The following is a 19,803-nucleotide window of genomic DNA, read 5'->3' as shown; positions in this document are numbered from 1 at the left end:
TAGGAGTCAACCATGAAAAAATTAGTCGCAAGCGGTATTACCCTTCTCTCGGTCTTAACCTTGGTCGCATGTTCGGGAAATCAAACTGCAAAACCAAAGGCTTCTTCAGAGAAGTCTTCAAGCAAGGTGGAGAAATCTTCTTCTAAGAAGTCTTCCTCATCTAAGAAGAAATCATTTTCTTCAAAGAAATTCGAGTTGACGGATGATACAAGTAGTTCTTCCAGTCAATCTTCATCAGGATCTGGCGCTCAAGCAACAGCTCCAGAAGTTGTTTTGGTAACAGATCAAGAAATTGAAAATGCGAAAACAATCGGTGAAATCAAGGCGCTTTATGCTAAACTAGCTGAAAATTATAAGAAGCATGCCAATGAATTGGGAGAAAAGTTGCCAAAATCTGAACAAGAATCTTATTTCAAGGCCTTGGAACCTGGTATCAAGAAGATGGATGAAGAGTTGGCTTCTTTGAATGAAACTCTTGCTCAATTTGGAGACGATACAACGCTTTTCCCAGATGAGCACCGTGCTGCCTTTGTTGAATCCTTTAAAGCAACCCGTGATACCATGACAAATGCTTTGGTAACTGCTTATAAGTTGGTTGGAGGTTTAACTAGCTAAGGTTTCTGTCTTCTCTGTGGGGACTCAGTTTCTGCAGCTATAGATTGGATCAAGATCGAAAGTAAGAAAAGAGTCAGCAGATTGCAATTTCCATCTGCTGACTCTTTTTTGCTGTCTTGCTTTGCTAGTCTTTTAAAGGCAGTCGTGCTATAATCGTACTAGCAGATTATTGAAGGAGAAATTCATGAATCAAACAGTTGAATATCTAAAAGAACTCACAGCCATCGCATCACCGACAGGCTATACGGAAGAAGTGGCAGCTTACTTGGTCAAGACTTTGACAGACATGGGATACAGTCCTGTTCGGACAGCTAAGGGAGGCGTGACAGTCATTCTCAAGGGTGAAAATGACGAGCAACACCGCTACATCACAGCCCATGTGGATACGCTTGGAGCGATCGTACGGGCAGTTAAGCCAGATGGCCGTCTCAAACTGGATCGCATCGGGGGCTTCCCTTGGAACATGATTGAAGGGGAAAACTGTACCGTCCATGTGGCCAATACAGGAAAGACTCATTCGGGTACTATCCTTGTCCACCAAACCTCTTGCCATGTCTACAAGGATGCGGGAACTGTGGAGCGGACCCAGGACAACATGGAAGTGCGCTTGGACGAAAAAGTGACCTCTGAAAAAGAAACCCGTGACTTGGGGATTGAAGTCGGAGACTTTATCAGCTTTGATGCTCGGACCATCGTCACAGATACAGGCTTTATCAAGTCTCGTCACTTGGATGACAAGGTCAGCGCTGCCATCTTACTTAACCTCCTTCGCGTCTACAAGGAAGAAGGCGTGACCCTACCAGTGACGACTCACTTTGCCTTTTCTGTCTTTGAAGAAGTGGGACATGGGGCCAATTCCAGCATCCCAGCTCAAGCGGTCGAATACCTGGCAGTAGACATGGGGGCTATGGGAGATGACCAGCAGACAGATGAGTACACGGTTTCTATCTGTGTCAAAGATGCTTCTGGTCCTTACCACTATGGTTTCCGCCAGCACTTGGTGGCCTTGGCCAAGGAGCAAAACATCCCTTACAAACTGGATATCTATCCTTTCTATGGCTCAGATGCCTCTGCAGCCATGAGCGCAGGTGCAGAAGTCAAACATGGTCTTCTCGGAGCAGGGATCGAGTCTAGCCACTCTTATGAGCGGACCCACGTGGATTCTGTCGTGGCGACAGAGCGCATGGTCGATGCTTATCTCAAGAGTGACTTGGTCAAATAAGCTTCGTTTTCAAGATTAAAACATAGGATGGAATCTGCCTGGTCAAGTAGTCTAGGCAGATTTTTTAGGAGAAACTGTCAAAAAATTCTTGACAAGCCTAAAAAATGTAGTAAAATATGTAGTAAATCAGAAAGTAACTAGTTTAAGATTTTCAGGGAGCCTGCGGGTATTGTGAGCAGGTAGTCGGGATTAGTGAACATTGGGCTGATTGTTTAGACTAGGAGAGGATAACACATATTCTTCTCGGTAGGCACCCCTTATCGTGCAACTCCTTGTTAGAGGAGATAGAGATAATGGTCGCTTTCTACCCTTTTGACCATTAACTGAGGTGGTACCGTGTTAAACCCGATTTAATGCCCTCACAGAGTGTTACTCTGTGAGGTTTTTTGTATTCTGTTGAAGTTGGGTCAGCTTGCTAACTTCGAAGAGTATTGGATGTGCTTGGATCAGGACTTGCATCGCTTTGTCCCTAGTCCCTAGGAAAAGAAAGGAATTCCTATGAAAAAAGTTTTACCAGCTGATACCTTAACCCCCATTCTAGCCTACATGCGTGTCCAAGGAGACCATAAGGTCATCCTTGAGTCGATCCCGCGTGAGAAGGAGAATGCCCGCTTTTCTATCGTGGCCTACAATCCAGTATTTGAGGTGACCTATCAGGATGGCATCCTGTATGAGAATGGCAAGGTGCTGGAGCAAGATCCTTTTGACTACCTCCACCAGGTAACGGTCAAGGGGCTGACGTCTGATCTTCCTTTCGCTGGTGGGGCCATCGGTTTTGCAGGTTACGATATGATTGGAGTCTATGAGGAGATTGGATCCATTCCTCAGGACACCATCGGGACGCCAGATATGCATTTCTTCATCTACGAGTCCTATGTGATTTTTGACCACAAGAAGGAAAAAGTCTATGTGGTGGAAGACAATATCTACTCTGGTCGAAGCAATGATGCGGTCCGCCAATCACTGGGGCAAGTGGTGACCAATCTGCAAACCCAAGCACCCAACGAGTTCACCCCTCAGGCCTTGCAGGCCCTCCACTTCACCAACCATATCGAGAAGGAAGTCTTTATGGAGATGGTGGAGAAGGCCAAGAAGCTGATCCGTGAAGGCGATATGTTCCAATGTGTCCTCAGTCAACGCTTCTCTGCAGACTTCGAGGGAGATCCTTTAGATTATTACCGGAATTTGCGCGTGACCAACCCATCCAACTATCTCTATTTCTATGACTTTGGCGACTATCAGATTATTGGGGCCAGTCCTGAAAGCCTGGTATCGGTGAAGAAGGGAGAGGTGACCACCAATCCAATCGCTGGAACCCGACCTCGTGGAGCGACGGAAGAAGAGGACCAAGCCCTGGCTCATGAACTCCTTCACGATATCAAGGAGACAGCCGAGCACCGCATGCTAGTGGATCTGGGACGAAATGATATCGGGAAAATCGCTCAAAACGGGACGGTCGAAGTGACCAAGTATATGGAAGTGGAGTATTTCCGCTATGTCATGCACCTGACCAGTGTGGTCAAGGGGCAACTCCTGCCACACCTAACAGCTCTCGATGCACTCAAATCCACTTTGCCAGCTGGGACAGTCTCTGGGGCTCCTAAGATTCGGGCCATGCGTCGGATCTATGAATTGGAACAGGAAAAACGTGGTGTCTATGCAGGGGCTATCGGCTACCTCTCAGCGACTGGAGATATGGACTTTGCCATTGCCATCCGGACCATGATCCTCAAGAATCAAAAGGCCTATGTCCAAGCAGGAGCAGGGATTGTCTACGACAGTATTCCGGAGAATGAATTTTACGAAACGATTAACAAGGCAAAATCAATGACAAGAATAGGAGATGTTCAATGATTTTATTAGTGGATAATTACGATTCCTTCACCTATAATTTGGCCCAATACTTGGGAACTTTTACAGAGGTTGAGGTCTTGCGAAATGATGATGAGCGCTTGTATGAGCAAGCGGAAAAGGCAGATGCCCTCGTCTTCTCCCCAGGTCCAGGCTGGCCAGCAGATGCTGGGAAAATGGAAGCCATGATCAAAGACTTTGCAGGTAAGAAACCTATGTTGGGGATTTGCTTAGGTCACCAGGCCCTGGCGGAGACCTTTGGTGGCAAGTTGCGCCTGGCTAAGAATGTCATGCATGGCAAACAAAGCCAGATTACCTTTGAAACACCATCTCCTATTTTCGAGGATATTGAGAATGATGTGCCCATCATGCGTTACCATTCTATCGTCGTTGACCAAATGCCAGAAGAATTTGAGGTAACAGCCATTACCACGGACGACCAAGAAATCATGGCTATCCAACACAAGAGCCTGCCCATCTACGGACTTCAGTATCATCCTGAGAGTATCGGTAGTCCAGATGGTCTAAAAATGATCGAAAATTTTGTGAAACTCGTCCTAGACTAGACCAGCAGTTCCAACCAGATAAAATTTCAATTGAATCGTGTAGAAAAGACAAGAGGAAACCCTTATGAAAGAACTATTCTTACAAATCTCTAATCGCCAAGACTTGACGCAAGAGCAAGTCCAAGAAGTCTTTGATCAAATCTTGCAGAACCAACTATCAGAAAGTCAAATCGCTGCCTTTTTGATGGGACTCAAAACCAAGGGGGAAACAGCAGACGAAATTACGGGGATCGTTCGCGCCTTAAAGGCCCATGCAACGGTTTTACCCGAGACCTTTTCAGATGCTATGTGCAACTGCGGGACTGGTGGCGATCAATCCTATAGCTTTAACATTTCAACGACCGTTTGCTTCGTTTTGGCTGCTGGGGGGATCCGCATGGCCAAGGCCGGCAATCGCTCTGTTTCTTCTAAGTCGGGCTCTGCAGATGTCCTAGAAGAACTTGGCATCAACGTGGCTGCCTCACCAGAGATCCTTTCGAAAGCTTTGGATGAGGTTGGTTTAGCCTTTATCTTTGCGCAGACCATGCATCCGGCTATGCGCTTCATTGGCCCAGCTCGCCAAGCTATGGGGATTCCAACTATTATGAACCTGGTCGGCCCTCTCGCTAATCCGTTGGATCTAGAAACGCAACTCATGGGTCTCTATCGTGCCGAATTGCAAGAGATTGTCGCACGTGCCATTCAACAGTTGGGACGTAAACGTGCCGTCGTTATCACAGGTCCTGACAATATGGACGAAGCGGCTCTTTATGGAACCAATACCTACACCCTGCTAGAAAATGGCAAGATCAGCCAGCATACCTTTACCTATGAAGATCTGGGTATGGACAAGGTGGAGTTGTCCGAAATTACTGGTGGTGATGCCAAGGAAAATGCTACGATTCTCCTTAGTGTCTTGAAGAATGAAGCCAGCCCTTATCTGGAAACAACGGTTCTCAACGCAGGTCTTGGTTTCTATGCAAATGGAAAAGTCACAACCATCAAAGAAGGTGTAGAGCTGGCACGTCAATTGATTGCAGATGGTTCTGCCCTTGCTAAATTGCAACACTTACAAGAGGTTCAAGTATGAGTAAAGCCTTTCTACCGACGATCCTAGAACAAAAAGAAAAAGAAGTGGCGCAAATGGTCATGGAAGATCTCCAGCCTCTCCGTCAGACCTATCGCCTCTATGATTTTCTCAAGAGCCATCAAGAGCACTTGCAGATCATCGCCGAGGTGAAGAAGGCAAGTCCTAGTATGGGGGATATCAATCTGGATGTAGATATTGTCGCCCAAGCCAAGACCTATGAAGAAAATGGGGCAGCCATGATCTCGGTTCTGACGGACCAAGTTTTCTTCAAGGGAGATCTAGACTACCTTCGTGAGATTTCTTCCCAGGTGACGATTCCAACCTTGGCCAAGGATTTTATCATTGATGAGAAACAGATTATCCGATCTCGTAATGCCGGAGCGACGGTTATTCTCTTGATTGTAGCAGCTCTGCCAGAAGCCCGGCTCAAGGAGCTTTATGATTTTGCGACGGGACTTGGTTTGGAGGTGCTGGTAGAGACCCATAACTTACCCGAGCTCGAAATAGCTCATCGGATCGGGGCTGACATCATCGGAGTCAACAACCGGAACCTGGTCACCTTTGAAACGGATCTGAATACTAGTCTTGAATTGTCTACACATTTTAAAGACCAGCCGGTTTATATATCGGAGTCCGCTATTTTTAATGGTGCAGATGCGGCTCTAGTCGCTCCCTACTTTAATGGGATCTTGGTAGGGACTGCCCTCATGACAGCAGGGGATGTAGCAGAAAAGGTCAAGGAGTTGCAAATTGACAAAGGTTAAAATATGTGGCCTGTCTACAGTGGAAGCAGTGGAGACGGCTGTCCTAGCAGGCGCAGACTATATCGGTTTTGTTTTCGCTGAGAGCAAGCGACAAGTCAGTCTGGAGCAAGCCCACGAATTAGCAAAACTGGTGACTGGCAAGACCAAAATTGTCGGAGTTTTTGTCTCACCCAGTCTAGAGGACTTGGAGCAAGCCATTGCTCAGGTTCCCTTAGACATCGTTCAGATTCATGGAATGTTTGATGAAACTCTGATTCCAAAGATCTCAGTTCCCGTCATTCGAGCCATCCAGCTCAGAGGTGGGGAAGCCCAAGTGTCAAGCCAGGCAGATTATCTGCTCTTTGATGCTCCCGTAGCTGGGAGTGGGCAAACCTTTGATTGGGATTTGCTGAAAGATCAGAAGATCCAGCAGGATTTCTTTATTGCAGGGGGCTTAACAGTGGACAATGTCCGCCAAGCTCGAGAGACCTTTCAGCCCTATGCCCTGGATGTCTCTTCGGGGGTCGAAACAGACGGACACAAAGATATAGAAAAGATAAAAGCATTTATAGAAGGAGCGAAAGCATGAACTATCAACTACCGGATGAAAAAGGGTTTTATGGAAAATTTGGAGGACAGTTTGTCCCAGAAACCCTGATGACAGCCGTGATTGAACTGGATAAGGCTTATAGAGAAGCCAAAGCAGATCCAAGCTTTCAAGCGGAATTGGATGATTTGCTCAAGAATTATGTAGGTCGGGAGACTCCACTTTACCACGCCAAAAGTCTCTCCAAGCATATCGGTGGAGCGCAAATCTACCTGAAACGGGAAGACCTCAACCATACAGGGGCTCACAAGATTAACAATGCCCTAGGTCAGGTCTTGCTGGCTAAACGGATGGGCAAGAAAAAGATCATCGCGGAGACAGGAGCTGGTCAACACGGAGTTGCAACAGCGACGGCAGCAGCACTCTTTGAGATGGAGTGTACCATCTACATGGGGGAAGAAGATGTCAAACGCCAAGCTCTCAATGTCTTTCGGATGGAACTCTTGGGAGCAAAAGTCCATAGTGTGACAGACGGATCGCGCGTGCTGAAAGATGCGGTCAATGCCGCCCTTCGTGCATGGGTAGCTGGGATTGATGATACTCACTACATCATGGGATCTGCCCTTGGACCAGCTCCCTTCCCAGAGATTGTCCGAGATTTTCAATCCGTGATTGGTAAGGAAGCCAAACGTCAGTTTGCTGAAGTCTCAGGTGGAAAACTTCCTGATGCGGTCCTAGCTTGTATCGGTGGAGGCTCCAATGCCATTGGCATGTTCTACCCCTTCGTAGAAGACGAATCTGTAGCCATGTACGGAGCAGAAGCTTCTGGTCTTGGTTTGGATACGGACAAACACGCAGCGACCTTTGCCAAAGGTCGTCCAGGAATCCTTCACGGAGCCTTGATGGAAGTGCTTCAAGATGCCCATGGACAGATTATGGAGGCTTTCTCTATCTCAGCTGGATTGGATTATCCTGGTGTGGGGCCAGAACATTGCTATTTTAATGAAATTGGCCGGGCAAGCTATGATTCCATCACGGATGAAGAAGCCCTCGAAGGATTTAAGTTGCTCTCTCGTTTGGAGGGAATCATTCCAGCATTGGAGTCCAGTCATGCTATCGCTCTAGCGCAAAAAGTCGCAGCAAAAATGACTCCGGACCAAAATCTCATCATCTGCCTATCTGGTCGTGGAGACAAGGATGTCATGCAGGTGAAAGAACGGTTTGAAGCAGAAGGGAAGTAGAGATGACCAAAACACTAACTCAGCATTTACAAGCTATTAAAGACAGCAAGCGTGGAATTTTCGTCCCTTACATTATGGCGGGGGATCATGAGAAGGGACTGGATGGCCTCTTTGACACCATTCAGCTCTTGGAAGAAAGTGGAGCTTCGGCTATTGAAGTGGGGATTCCTTGGTCGGATCCTGTAGCGGATGGGCCAGTCATCGAGATGGCTGGGCAACGTAGTTTGGCCAAGGGAGTGACCTTAACCGCTATTGTAAAAAAACTCCAAGAACAAGAGACCAAGATTCCTCTGGTCATCATGACCTATATCAATCCAGTCTTCCAATATGGTATAGAGGCTTTTATAAAAGAATTGGCTTCTACCTCCGTCAAAGGCTTGATCATTCCCGACTTGCCAAATGAACATGCGGATATGATAGCACCTTACTTGGAAGGGAGTGATATTGCCCTTGTACCCTTGGTCAGCTTGACCACAGGCATCGAACGCCAAAAGGCCTTGATCCAAGAAGCAGAAGGTTTTATCTATGCGGTAGCCATCAATGGGGTTACTGGAAAGATGGGCAATTACCGGGACGACTTGGATCAGCACTTGGCGACCTTGAGAGACCTGGCCACTATTCCAGTTCTGACAGGATTTGGGGTCTCCACCCAAGAAGATATCCAACGCTTTAATCAGGTATCAGATGGTGTCATCGTGGGGTCAAAAATTGTTCGGGACCTTCATGAGGGCAAAACCAGCGATGTTAAGGACTTTGTAGACTATGGTTCACACTTTAATAAATGCTAAGGATAAGAAAAATTACAAAATTTAATAAATTTTCAGAAAATTACTTCTCTTCTGAAAATCTTTGTGGTATAATCTTAAGACAACCTTAAAAATTTATTAGGAGTAAACAATGAAAAAAAGAAATGTCATTGCTCTTGCAGGAGTAGCTCTTCTTTCAGCAGGTATTCTTGCAGCATGTTCTGGTGGTTCTAAATCATCAAGCTCAAGCTCAAAATCAAGTGAAGCAGGTCAAAAATTCTCTTACGTCTATGAGACAGAACCTGAAAACTTGAACTACATCACATCTGGTAAAGCTGCAACCCACGAAATCACAGGAAACTTGATTGATGGTTTGTTTGAAAACGACAAGTATGGAAATTTGATTCCTTCACTTGCTAAAGATTGGACAGTTTCTCAAGATGGCTTGACTTATACTTACAAACTTCGTGATGATGCCAAATGGTATGATTCAGAAGGGGAAGAGTATGCGGATGTGACAGCAGATGACTTCGTTGCAGGGATCAAGTATGCCGCTGACCACAAGTCTGAAATGCTCTACATCATTCAAAACTCTATCAAGGGCTTGAATGATTATGTTGAAGGTAAGACTTCAGACTTCAAAAATGTAGGCATTAAAGCAGTTGATGATCATACCCTTCAAATCACTTTGAACCAAGCAGAGCCTTTCTGGAATTCTAAGTTGACTCTTGGGATCACTTTCCCAATCAACGAGAAATTCGTTGAATCAAAAGGGGATAAATTTGCCCAAGCAAGTGACACTAGCTCTCTTCTTTACAATGGTCCATACATCTTGAAGAGCTTCACTTCTAAATCATCTATCGAGATGAGCAAGAATGAAAACTACTGGGATAAGGACAATGTTCACATCACAGATGTTAAGCTCGAGTACTATGATGGTCAAGACCAAAGTAAATTGGCGAACTCATTTGAGGACAATGCTCTTAGCCTTGCTAAATTGTTCCCAACTGGACCTGGGTTTACAGACCAAGCTAAGAAATTTAAAGATGAAATTATCTACACACCTCAAGATGCCAGCACCTTCGTTATCGGTGTGAATATCGACCGTCAGTCTTACAAGTACACTGCAAAAACAACAGATGAAGAAAAATCATCTACTAAGAAAGCTCTTTTGAACAAAGACTTCCGTCAATCAATCAGCTTTGCCTTTGACCGTGAAGCCTATGCTGCCCAAGCAAATGGTAAAGATGGAGCAAGCAAACTGATCCGTAACTTGTACATCCCACCTACATTCGTTCAAGCAGATGGTAAGACCTTCGGTGAGATGGTTAAATCTGAGTTGGTGACTTATGGAGACGAGTGGAAAGATGCAAATCTTGACGATGGTCAAAATGGTCTTTACAACGAAAAACAAGCCAAAGAAGAGTTTGCCAAAGCGAAATCTGCACTTGAAGCAGATGGCGTGAAGTTCCCAATCCACTTGGATATGCCAGTAGACCAAACGACTCAATCTAAGGTTCAACGTGCTCAATCCTTCAAACAATCGGTTGAAAGTACGCTTGGAAAAGAAAATGTCGTTGTCGATATCCATATGGTATCAAAAGAAGATCTCTTGAACGTAACCCTCTTTGCTGCTAAAGCAGAAGACGAAGACTGGGATATCTCAGATAACGTCGGATGGAGCCCAGACTATCAAGACCCATCAACTTACCTTGATATCTTGAAAGCTTCTTCTGGTGAAAACACTCGTACCTTCCTTGGATTTGACCCAAGCGAAAACAATGAGGCAGCTAAGAAAGTTGGCTTGTACGACTTTGAGAAGATGGTAACAGAAGCAGGAGCTGAAACACAAGACCTTAACAAACGTTATGAGAAATATGCTGCAGCTCAAGCTTGGTTGACGGATAGTGCTTTGGTCATCCCAACCACTTCTAAGACTGGTCGTCCATTCTTGACTCGTGTCGTACCATTCTCAGCACCATTTGGCTGGACCGGTGGTAAAGGGAAAGACAACGTTGTCTACAAAGGTATGGAACTTCAAGACAAGGCTGTAACAACCGAAGACTACAACAAAGCTCTTGAAAAATGGAAGAAAGAGCAAGCAGAGTCTAACCAAAAAGCTCAAGAAGAATTAAAAGATCACGTGAAATAAATATCTTTTGATCGAGGCAAATTTGCCTCGATTTTTTTCTTGTTCAGAATTTGCTATAAAAACGCTTACATAGTATAATAGCTGTATTGATTACAAAATAGTGAGGTCTCTTTTATGAAAAAGAAAACAGTGGTGTCCATGGTGGCTTCAAGCCTTTTGCTAGCTCCCTTTGTCTTAAATCAAGTGGTAGCAGCAGATGAGAACCTAGCAGAGCTTGCTCCAACGAAAGACGTGGTGACTCAGGTGGCTCCGGAGCCTGTAGCTTCTGAAGGGGTAGCTTCCCCATCTCAAGTAGACCAGTCTGCATCCGCTCCAAGTGTGGAACCTAAGAAGGAAGTAGAAACTTCTGAACCTGCAGGACCGAGTCCAATTGCTCCGGCAGAGACGGAGAAGGTTGACCAGCCAGTCGGACAAGAAAAGACCGTGACAGTAACTGAAAAAACAAACCTCCCGCAGGCACCTCAGGGGGCAGGTGTCCCAACTAGTCCAGTGGCTTCGACGGGAACATCAACTCCAGCGACAGGACAAGCCTTAACCTCTTACACAGGAAGCTTGGCAAATAGTGAGCTCAAGGATAAGGAATTAACGGTTCAAAATGCTGTTGATGAATTGCTTCAGTGGGCTGCGACGGATTCCAAACAGGTCGGTCAATCGGCGGCGGATCGGGAACGCTTTGCTAAGAGTCTAGGAATGATCAGTACTCAAGAAGACTTGAACCGCAAGGTCAGTCAAGAAGAGCTGACCAATATGTATAGCATTGCTAAGAAACTCTATGATGCCTATCGGTCTGAAAAGAAAGCTCCTCTCTTTCTAAATGGGCGGGCTCAACCCATCTTCCCTTATACAACTGGGGAAAAATCAGATGAAGACTACCACTATGAGGATAGCGAAATCGTCCGCTTCCCAGTCTATGTGGAGACCGATTACGATACAGATGCGGATGGCAAGCCGGACCTAGTCAAGGCCATTGTCCAGTTGCCTAAGGCAGTTGCCAGGGGAGACTTTAAGGCAGCGACCATTCTTGAAGCACGTCCTTATGTAGCAGGAACCTTGGATGAGAACTATGTGACCCTTGAAAGTTTGGGCTTGCCGACAGATGGCTCCTATGATATGAAGAAATTGCGGAAGCAACCGGCTAAACGACAAGCAGTTGGAAACTCGTCAACTGTAGATGCAGCTAAGAAGGCCAAGGCTTCGGATTGGTATTACTACAGTCCCTACGAGTATATCTATGACTACGAAAATCTCAACTGGTACGACTATTTCTTGGTCAGAGGCTATGCTTTTATCTCCAGTGCAGGACTTGGTACCAAGGGATCAGAAGGATTTAACACCACAGGGTCTGACCTCGAAATCAATGCCTTCAAGAATATCATCGAGTGGGTCAATGGCAAACGCAAGGCGTACACCGATAAGACTAGCAATGTCGAAATCAAGGCAGACTGGGCTACAGGAAATGTTGCCATGACCGGTCTATCCTGGGCTGGAACCACGACCTTTGGTGTGGCAGCGACAGGCGTAGAAGGCCTAAAGACTATCGTTCCGGCAGCAGGAATCGCCTCTTGGTATGATTATTTCAATAGTCAAGGAACCCAGTTTGGCAATGCACCTTATAGTGACCTTTCATGGCTCTCCCTCTATGTTAGCACGCGGATGCTGGATCAAGACGATTGGGCAGGGATTTGGCAAAATTATGCCAACTATATAAACCAGCTAAACAAGGACCAAAATGCGCACGAACGCAATTACAGCGATGTCTGGAAGGAGCGGGATTATACCCTTCATCCTGAAAAATTCAAGACCAGTGCCCTCTTGGTTCACGGCTTGAATGATGACAACGTTAAAACCAAGCATTTTGAACTCATGTACGATGCCCTCAAGAAGGCAGGCCAAAATGTCAAGCTCTATCTCCACCAGGGAGACCACGTCTATCCAGCAGCCATGTCTCGTGGTTATGGTATTCAGGCCAATGGCCAAGATTTCTATGATCTTTTGAATACCTGGCTTAGTCATTACTTGTACGGGGTAGAGAATCAAGTTGACAAATTACCAGCTGTCTTGGCTCAAAACAACTATGACCCAAGCAAGTGGACCACTTATGATAACTGGAAGACTTCACAACGCCTCTTCCTCAATGCCCAGTCGAAACGCTTGGAAGAGACGATTTCAAGTGATTACGCAGGAGCTGGCATAGAGATTGCTAAACGCAACGAAACTGTGAGCCAAGGTTCTTCAAAAGCCAACATGACCTTTGTGTCAGAAGTGACAGAAGATACTACCATCAAAGGGCATATCCCAGTGCACTTCAAGGCAGCCCTGGCTAAGGGGAAAGGCAAGAACTTCCAGATCAATGCCCTTTTAGTCGACGTCTCTGATGAGGAATTTGATGTGGTCGGCAACGGTGGCGTCAAAGCAGAAAAAAAAGCAGACGGCTTCTGGATGGGAAGTAACCTTTCTAATCTCTCTGTAGCAGAGTTTGAGACCATTAAGACTAAATACAAGGTCATTGCTAAAGGATGGATCAACCTGGCCAACCCTGAGTCTGGCTATGATTCAGCCAGCTCAAGAAATAGTATCGAGCCAAAAGTTGGAGAATTCCACGACTATACGGTCCATCTCCAACCAAACCTCTATACGGTTAAAAAGGGCCACAAATTAGCCCTAGTCTTCAATACCTATGATCCATCTGACTTAACCGTTGAAAATCCTTACGAAGTCACCTTCAAGACAGATTCTATCCGTGCGACCATTCCGATTGTAGAAGGGACGCGTTCGCAAGTAGCTACTTATCTTCCTAACGCGGCTGATACAGCATATGCTGCCCTTCCAGAGATTCAAGGAGCCAAATTGGTAGAACCAGCAGTTCATTACATCGAAGAATACCATCTGCCAGTCCTTCCAGAGCCTGAAAGATATGGTAGATCAGAGCTTCCTGCTGGTACAAATCTTCGTCCACTCGTCAAAACGGCTGAGAAAGAAACTGCAAAACCAGAATCTCTATCTGTTGCTTATGGACAAACATTTGTCTATGAGACGGGTAAAGCAGTAGTTCCAGCGCAAGAAAAAGCAGGTCAGCTTCCTCAAACAGGCACTGAAAAGGAATGGATAGGATTCTATGGGTTAGGTACCCTCCTCTTGTCTAGCCTTCTTTTCTGGAAGAAAAAGAAAGAAGATGTCCAAGGCTGAGAACGTAGCAAATATTTCTAAAAACTAGAATTTTGGTGTAGAATAGAACTATCAATGAGAGATTAGTGGAAAGCACTGATCAAAGGAGGAACTATGGTACACGTACTAACAGATGCAACATTTGAACAAGAAACTAGCCAAGGCTTGGTCTTGGTGGACTTCTGGGCAACTTGGTGTGGTCCTTGCCGGATGCAGGCCCCAATCTTGGAACAGTTAGCAGAAGAAATCCATGAAGATGACTTGAAAATCTTTAAGATGGATGTGGATGAAAATCCAAACACTGCTCGTAACTTCGGCATCATGTCCATCCCAACACTCTTGTTCAAAAAAGATGGCCAAGTGGTGAAACAAGTCGCTGGTGTTCACACCAAAGAACAACTCAAAGCGATTGTTGCGGAATTAAGCTAAGATAAAAGAAGCCCTTGCTTCTTAGCGAATCAAACTCGTTCATTTCCGATGTTGGAAGTGGGCGAGTTTTTTCTTTTTATGAATTTGTTAACAGAATAAGATAAGGAATTGACAGCGCTTTCCTAAGGTGTTAGAATGAACCTGTGGTTTGCCATAAAATATAAGAAAGAGAGTGGGACAGAAATCGGTAATTCGTTAGAATTCGATTTCGTCGTCCCACCTCCGCACAGTTGATTAGGGCTGTAAAAGCTGATGAAATCAGCGTAGTAGAGCCCACTCAACCACTGCGTCTTGCTCGACAATCCAAAGACAATTGAAAGGCTAGAACTTTTGTCCTAGCCTCTTCAGTCAATTAAATTTTCTAGTTAGTCTGCTAAAATCCATACGCTGACGGAGCGTTCTGAGACTGGGAAATCAGCCCAGCCGTCTTCTTGGATTTGAACGGGTTCTTGGTAATTTCCTAGGGCATCGTAGTAGGTCTGTCCTGCATATGCTTGGCCGATTTCCATGCGTTTGGCAGATGCAGCCGCATTTGAAATGACGCAGGCGATAGGAGCAGACTCTTCCGTTCCAGAGCGAGTCCAACCAATGCAGTTAGGATCGTCAAAGTAGTCCCTTTGTTCACCGTAGGATAAGTCTTTGCGGATACGAAGGAGTTGATCAAGCTCCGCTTGGAAATCCTGCTGGGCAAAGTCCCCTGAAATGCCGTAATAGTCTCCATAAAAGACACATGGAAGTCCGGCCTCGCGGAGGAGAATGAGGGCATAAGCGGCAGGTTTGAACCATTCACCAACAGTGGACTCTAAAGCTTGTCCTCTCTGGGTATCGTGATTATCGACAAAGGTTACAGCACTTTCTGGATGATTGCTTGCGAGCGTACCATTGAAAATAGTGGTTAAATCAAAGTTTTCCCCTTCTTGGCTAGCTCTAAAAAGATTTTGGTGGAGGGCAACGTCGACTAAGTCGAACTGATAGTCAATGCTAGCTAGGTAGTCATTGTTGCTTTGTTCATCCCCGTTCCAAAACTCACCAAATACGTAGAAATCGTCTCCATATTTGTCCGTGATTTGCTGGATGAAGTTCTTCATAAAGAAGGAGTCGATGTGTTTAACCGCATCGAGACGGAAGCCTTCTACCCCAGTTGTTTCAATAAACCATTCAGCCCATTGGTTGAGGTTTTCGACCACTTCTGGGTGTTTGAAGTCGATATCAGCGTACATGAGGTAATCATAGTTGCCGTTTTCGCTGTCGACCAGATCATCCTGTGCCCAACCTTTGTTTTCCCCTTGGATTTGGTAGATGCCACTCTTATTGCGGGAAGCATCGTAGTCGGTACCGGTGAAGTGGTACCAGTGCCAGTGGAAGTCATTGTAGGCTCCATTTCGGCCATCAAAGGTAAATTTGGTCCAGCCCTTGATAGTAAAGGGCTCTGTCAAGACAATGGTCCGATCGTTAGGGTCCACTTCGACCACTTCAAATTTTTCTAAACCATCGGCTGCTGCCTTATGGTTGAGGACCACATCAGCCATAGGCTGGATTCCAGCTTCTTTTAAGGCCTGAATGGCTTGCAAGTAGTCGTCTTTGAATCCATACTTGGTGCGGACAGTCCCTTTTTGGTCAAACTCTCCAAGGTCAAAGAGGTCATAGACGCCATAGCCGACATCATTGGCAGATGTTGCTTTAAAAGCAGGTGGCATCCAGATTTTACGAATGCCCAAATCTGCCAGGTGAGGAGCATCTGCAGCTAAGCGGGACCAGTGTTGGCCATCTGAGGGTAGGTACCATTCAAAATATTGCATTAAGGTTTGATTTTCCATTTTGTTCTCATCTTTCGTGAATAATGCCTTATTTTACCAAAAATGACAGGATAGGGCAAAGGTTTGCACTCTCGAAAACGCTGTCTTTATTGGATTAAGGATAAATGGGCTGGAAACGAGCTCTCGCATGAGAAAAATGAGGAATTTGCCCTCATGAATAGGAACTATTTTTTTCGGTTTTGTTCAAGTTGGCTCAATCTGTCTAAAAAGGGACTATCAGTCGAAGAAGTGTCTCCATCATTTGATTGACAGGAAGGAATGTCTGTAGGATTTTCCCTGCTGTCAGTTAAGTTGTTATCCTGTTTGAAAGCTAGCTGTATACCAAATGAGAGGAATTCTAGCTTGCGGACAGGAGGAGATGCCGTTGTTGAAAGGAGGGTTCGTTTTTACTGCATCTATTGAAAAATGATCTTGTCTACTTATTGTCGTTTCGGATAAACCGTTAAAACGACACCTTTCAAAGGAGTTTGTATATGAAAAAATCTAGCCTTGTTTCGATTGTTTTTGCAAGTTTGTTACTGAGTCCAGTTGTTTTGGCGCGCCATGTCCAGGCGGAGGAAGTAGCTACGAATGGTGTAGAACCAGCCTTGACTACCCAGGTGGGACAGCCAAGTACAGCTGAAGCCACTCCTATTTCAGATGCAGTTCCAGCAAGTGGGGAGCTGTCTCCTAAGAAGGAGCTTACGAATCAACCTAACTTGGACCAAGCGACTGCTGAAACAGGTCCTACAACGATTCAGCCGACAACGGGAAATGAATCCTCTCCGACCAAGGAGACTGCTGTAGCAGAAAAAGCTCCAGTCCAGCCTACTAGTGATGCTCCTCAATCAGCAGAAGTGTCTGTTGCAGAGAAGAATCCTTCTCCAGTTTCTAGCGCTCCTAAAGTGACTCTAGGAGAACTTTCAGAAGTGACTGGTCAACCAGTAGCAGAGTCAGATGTGAAGAAGGAAGCTACAGTGATAGACGCTGTCAACCAGCTCTTGAACTGGGCCTCGACCAAGGAGAATCAAGTCGGGTCTACCGATAAAGATCGATTGGCATTTGCTAAGAGCTTAGGAATGGTCAAGGAGGGAGTAGAGGGTTCTGCACCGGTCACGGATCTCTCCAGCATGGTAGAAGTGGCTAAAAAGCTCCATACTGCATACCGAGCAGAGCGGAAGAAACCTCTCTTTTTGAATGGACGAGCCCAGCCCATCTTCCCATTTTCACCTGGGGATGATATTGAGCATTATTCCTATGATAAGAGTGACATCGTCCGCTATATTGTCTATGTTGAAACTGACTATGATACGGATGGAGATGGCAAACCGGATTTAGTCAAGACCTTTGTACAGGTGCCAAAAGCTGCTGTCAATGGGGACTATAAGGCTGCCAGTATCTTTGAAGCTAGCCCTTATGTAACAGGGACGACCGAAGAGCGTACCTTAGAGGGAATTGGTCTCAAAGAAGGTGGAAACTTCGAGATGGCCAAGCTCTATGAAAAACCTGCCAAACGCCAAGCCAGCAAAACTGTAACGACAGAAGAAGTAGCCAAAGCGACCGATCCAAAAGAATGGTACTATGTCAATCCTCGTGAAAGCTCGAATGACTATACACACTATGACTATGAAAATCTCAACTGGTACAATTACTACTTGGTTCGTGGCTATGCAGTGGTGACCAGCAGTGGCTTGGGCTCAAAAGGATCCGATGGGATCAATACGACCGGCTCAGACCTTGAAGTGGCAGCTTACAAGAATATCGTGGAGTGGCTTAACGGCAAACGTAAAGCCTACTCAGATAAGACTAGCAACCATGAAGTCAAGGCAGACTGGTCCAATGGAAATGTAGCCATGACAGGCTTGTCTTGGGCAGGTACGACAACTTTTGGAGTGGCGTCTACTGGAGTGGAAGGTCTCAAGACCATTGTGCCAGCAGCAGGGATTGCCAGTTGGTATGACCATTTCAACAGCCAAGGATCTCCCCTTGATACAGGTGCTTCCAATGACCTTTCCTGGTTATCTGTCTATACCTCTGGTCGTATCCTTGACAAGGAAGATTGGGACAAGGTCAAGGATTACTATGCAGCCTACATCACCAAGCTCAATGAACTCCAACACAAGGATGGTCATAATTATAACGAAGAATATGCGAAACGCGACTACACGCTCAACGCAGCCAACTTAAAGGCAACTCCTCTCATTATCCAAGGGCTCAATGATGACAACGTCAAGCCTAAACATTTCGAACTTATGCTGGAAGCCTATAAGAAGGCAGGAATCGATCCCAAGGTCTTGCTCCACCAGGGCAATCACATCTATCCATCCACGCGTTGGTCAGGGACAGAAGTGGCAGGACAAGCTTTTAATGACCTGATGAATCTCTGGTATAGCCATTACCTCTACGGTATCGAAAATGGCATTGAAAATCTCCCACAAGTAACGGCTCAGGACAATTTGGATCCTAGCAAGTGGCACCGTTTTGACAAATGGGATACGGATCAAGCTATCTCAGGTCGGATCTACTCTAAGCGGGAAGAGGTAACAGTAACGGGGGATTATTATGGCACGGGAAACAACTGGACCACACGCAACCAGGATGCAGCCTTCCATTCTTCCGAAGTGGCAGCTTCCTATGCAGCCACCGTCGACCAAGATACGACCATTAAAGGTCATATTCCGGTGCATTTTAGCGCAGCTTTTGTCAAGGGAGACAAGAACCATGCCCATGTCAGTGCGACCCTGATGGATGTTTCCGATGAGGAATTTGATGTCGTTAAGGAAGAAATCACCTATGATAAAGATGGCTACAGCACGCGCACACTGGAAAAAGAAACCATCGATGAGACAGGTTACTGGAACGGTAGCAACCTAGAGACTCTGCCTCTCAAACGTTATAAGACCCACAAGGTTAAGAGTGTGGTGATTGCGCGTGGTTGGATGAATTTGGCTAATCCAGCATCTCGCTATGACTCAGCAAGTTCTAGTCATTCTATTGATGTCAAAGAAAATGAATTCCATGATTACACCATGTACTTGCAACCAAACTTGTACACAGTGAAGAAAGGTCATCGTCTGGTCTTGAGCCTACACACCTATGATCCGGATTATATCTATTTTGCGGATCCATATGAAGTGACCTTCAAGACAGACTCTATTTCAACAACCATCCCAACTGTCGAAGCTAGTCGGTCGCTCTTATTCCGCTACCAGCCAAGTGAAAAGGATACTGAATATGCAAGCTTGGCAGATCGTATTCTCCCAATTGCTAAGAAGAAGCCTACTGTAGTGGAAGAAGCCGGTAAGGTCTCTGTTGTTGATCAAGCTAGTCATCTGGAACAACAACCACCAGTTGGACGAGACCAAATGGACTTCCGTAAAGAACAGAAAGAAGAATTGGCTCAATTAGCACACGTCAGCGAAAGCAAAAGTCAAGGAGAGGAAAGTGTCGCTCGCTTGCCTGAAAAGGAGGAAGCTCACTTGCCTGAAACTGGAGAAACAGTAAATATCTGGACAGTTTATGGCTTGCTAACCGTCCTTGCGACTAGCTTGTGGAAAGTTGTCTACCGTCGCAAAGAAGATCAATAATACCAGACTGATCGCCCAAGGGTGATAGCATATCAAAGGATCCAGTCCATCAGAAGGAGGCTTCCATTGAGATC

Annotated in this window: 14 protein-coding genes; 13 read left to right on the top strand and 1 reads right to left on the bottom strand. The window is 45.8% G+C overall.

Annotated elements, in window-relative coordinates; genetic code table 11:
• Window positions 1-12: 12 nt before the first annotated feature.
• From FJR71_RS03745 to trxA, 12 genes are all read left to right on the top strand, one after another.
• The gene (locus FJR71_RS03745; RefSeq protein WP_140814129.1) at window positions 13-615 is read left to right on the top strand and encodes a hypothetical protein; all 603 of its coding nucleotides are present in this window, start codon (window positions 13-15) and stop codon (window positions 613-615) included.
• Window positions 616-799: 184 nt separating this feature from the next.
• Window positions 800-1,837, top strand: coding sequence for a M42 family metallopeptidase (locus FJR71_RS03740; protein ID WP_140814128.1), 1,038 nt, complete (start codon window positions 800-802; stop codon window positions 1,835-1,837).
• A gap of 498 nt (window positions 1,838-2,335) precedes the next feature.
• The gene (gene trpE, locus FJR71_RS03735) at window positions 2,336-3,691 is read left to right on the top strand and encodes an anthranilate synthase component I (protein WP_140814127.1); all 1,356 of its coding nucleotides are present in this window, start codon (window positions 2,336-2,338) and stop codon (window positions 3,689-3,691) included.
• Window positions 3,688-4,254 (top strand): aminodeoxychorismate/anthranilate synthase component II, encoded by a 567-nt coding sequence (locus FJR71_RS03730; protein ID WP_140814126.1) that lies wholly within the window; start codon window positions 3,688-3,690, stop codon window positions 4,252-4,254. Before trpE ends, FJR71_RS03730 begins: the two co-directional genes overlap by 4 nt.
• A 64-nt stretch (window positions 4,255-4,318) precedes the next feature.
• On the top strand, window positions 4,319-5,323 hold the full coding sequence (gene trpD / locus FJR71_RS03725; protein WP_140814125.1) for an anthranilate phosphoribosyltransferase: 1,005 nt from the start codon (window positions 4,319-4,321) through the stop codon (window positions 5,321-5,323).
• A complete protein-coding gene (gene trpC / locus FJR71_RS03720; RefSeq protein ID WP_140814124.1) occupies window positions 5,320-6,087 on the top strand; it encodes an indole-3-glycerol phosphate synthase TrpC in 768 nt (255 codons plus the stop codon). Before trpD ends, trpC begins: the two co-directional genes overlap by 4 nt.
• Window positions 6,074-6,655 carry a phosphoribosylanthranilate isomerase gene (locus FJR71_RS03715; RefSeq protein ID WP_140814123.1) on the top strand — a complete coding sequence of 194 codons (582 nt, stop codon included), beginning with the start codon at window positions 6,074-6,076 and terminating at the stop codon, window positions 6,653-6,655. The genes trpC and FJR71_RS03715 overlap by 14 nt, the downstream gene beginning before the upstream one ends.
• Complete coding sequence (gene trpB / locus FJR71_RS03710; RefSeq protein WP_140814122.1) at window positions 6,652-7,854, top strand: tryptophan synthase subunit beta; 1,203 nt, start codon at window positions 6,652-6,654, stop codon at window positions 7,852-7,854. The genes FJR71_RS03715 and trpB overlap by 4 nt, the downstream gene beginning before the upstream one ends.
• A 2-nt stretch (window positions 7,855-7,856) precedes the next feature.
• A complete protein-coding gene (gene trpA / locus FJR71_RS03705) occupies window positions 7,857-8,642 on the top strand; it encodes a tryptophan synthase subunit alpha (protein ID WP_140814121.1) in 786 nt (261 codons plus the stop codon).
• Window positions 8,643-8,751: 109 nt separating this feature from the next.
• Window positions 8,752-10,752: a peptide ABC transporter substrate-binding protein gene (locus tag FJR71_RS03700; RefSeq protein WP_048789164.1), complete on the top strand. Its 2,001-nt coding sequence runs from the start codon at window positions 8,752-8,754 to the stop codon at window positions 10,750-10,752.
• 114 nt (window positions 10,753-10,866) lie between these two features.
• Window positions 10,867-13,938 (top strand): CocE/NonD family hydrolase, encoded by a 3,072-nt coding sequence (locus FJR71_RS03695; RefSeq protein WP_140814120.1) that lies wholly within the window; start codon window positions 10,867-10,869, stop codon window positions 13,936-13,938.
• 93 nt (window positions 13,939-14,031) lie between these two features.
• Entirely contained in the window at window positions 14,032-14,346 is a 315-nt protein-coding gene (trxA, locus tag FJR71_RS03690; RefSeq protein ID WP_006595996.1) for a thioredoxin, read from the top strand.
• 365 nt (window positions 14,347-14,711) lie between these two features.
• On the opposite strand, the gene FJR71_RS03680 is transcribed toward trxA, so the two are convergent.
• Window positions 14,712-16,163: an alpha-amylase gene (locus FJR71_RS03680; protein WP_140814119.1), complete on the bottom strand. Its 1,452-nt coding sequence runs from the start codon at window positions 16,161-16,163 to the stop codon at window positions 14,712-14,714.
• A gap of 473 nt (window positions 16,164-16,636) precedes the next feature.
• Between FJR71_RS03680 and FJR71_RS03675 the strand changes: the two genes are divergently transcribed.
• The gene (locus FJR71_RS03675) at window positions 16,637-19,729 is read left to right on the top strand and encodes a CocE/NonD family hydrolase (protein WP_140814118.1); all 3,093 of its coding nucleotides are present in this window, start codon (window positions 16,637-16,639) and stop codon (window positions 19,727-19,729) included.
• The last annotated feature ends 74 nt before the right edge of the window (window positions 19,730-19,803 follow it).

It is taken from the genome of Streptococcus xiaochunlingii (assembly GCF_006385805.1).
Lineage (GTDB): Bacteria > Bacillota > Bacilli > Lactobacillales > Streptococcaceae > Streptococcus > Streptococcus xiaochunlingii.
The sequence above is the reverse complement of the archived record's forward strand: the minus strand, read 5'-3'. Positions and strand labels throughout refer to the sequence as shown.